Below are 1,303 nucleotides of genomic sequence, written 5' to 3'. Positions count from 1 at the left end.
CACTAGTGTCCGGTTAAATACGATCCCATGACTCTGGAACCCTTATTTGATGCTGCATTTGGAGATTTTTATAGTGTCTCCGACTTGAACGGCGAACAGTCCTTCGTGCAATCTTCCAGCTTTCCTGTTGCGGGAGATTGCAATGTACGTCGGCAAGCCCTTGTTCGCCCAAGTCATGGACTTCTTGCCATGGAAGACCTTCCACCGCATCGTGGATCGGCATGGCGGCGATCATCGCGTCAGGACGTTGACCTGTGCCGAGCACTTTCGCATTCTGGCCTTCGCGCAACTCACCTATCGCGAGAGTCTGCGCGACATCGAAGCCTGCCTCTCGGCACAATCCGCCAAGCTTTATCACATGGGCATCCGATGCACGGTGTCGCGTTCCACACTGGCCGATGCCAACGAACTGCGCAACTGGCACATCTACGCCGAGTTCGCCCATCGCTTGATTGCTCAAGCCAGAACGCTTTACGCCAGCGAAGACCTTGGCTTGGATCTCACCAACACGGTGTACGCGCTGGACTCGACCACCATCGACCTGTGCCTGTCGGTGTTTCCGTGGGCGCATTTCCGCACTACCAAAGCTGCGGTGAAGATGCATACGCTGTTGGATCTGCGCGGCAGCATTCCCAGCTTCATTCATGTCTCCGATGGCAAGATGCACGACGTTCGCGCGCTCGACTTGCTGATCCCAGAAGCAGGCGCGATCTATGTCATGGATCGCGCCTACGTCGATTTCAAGCGTCTGCATCGACTGCACTTGGCGGGGGCGTTCTTCGTCACGCGCGCCAAGTCGAACCTGGATGCGCACAGAATGTATTCCGCCAAGACGGATCGGAATCTGGGCATCATCTGCGACCAGACGATTGCGCTGGACGGGGTTCTCACTCGAAGAGATTATCCGGAGCCATTGCGTCGCATTCGATTCAAAGATCAGGAAACCGGCAAGACGCTGGTGTTCCTGACCAACAACTTCACATTGCCGGCAGCAACGGTCTGCGCGCTCTACAAGAGCCGCTGGCAGGTGGAGTTGTTCTTCAAGTGGATCAAGCAGCATCTTCGTATTCAACGTTTTTATGGCACGTCCGAGAATGCGGTGAAGTCGCAAATCTGGATCGCCGTTTCAGTTTACGTACTCGTCGCCATCATCAAGAAGCGCCTCAATTTGGACGCTTCGCTCTACACTTTGCTACAGATTCTGTCGGTCACTTTGTTCGAGAAAATGCCCATTCAACAAGCTTTGCAGGGCATCAGTGGTCAGGAAGAAAACAACGGCCTCTGCAACCAACTGAATCTATTC

General features: G+C 54.4%; 1 protein-coding gene. It reads left to right on the top strand.

Annotation, left to right across the window (positions count from 1 at the left end):
- Positions 1-142: 142 nt before the first annotated feature.
- Positions 143-1,303 (top strand): IS4 family transposase (locus ACKTSJ_RS11115; RefSeq protein WP_407900233.1); only part of this gene is annotated, 1,161 nt, incomplete at its 3' end.

The organism is Ferrigenium sp. UT5 (assembly GCF_045866295.1).
Taxonomy (GTDB): Bacteria; Pseudomonadota; Gammaproteobacteria; order Burkholderiales; family Gallionellaceae; genus Sideroxyarcus.
Note: the sequence above shows the minus strand (reverse complement) of the source record. Positions and strands in the feature narration are given on the sequence as shown.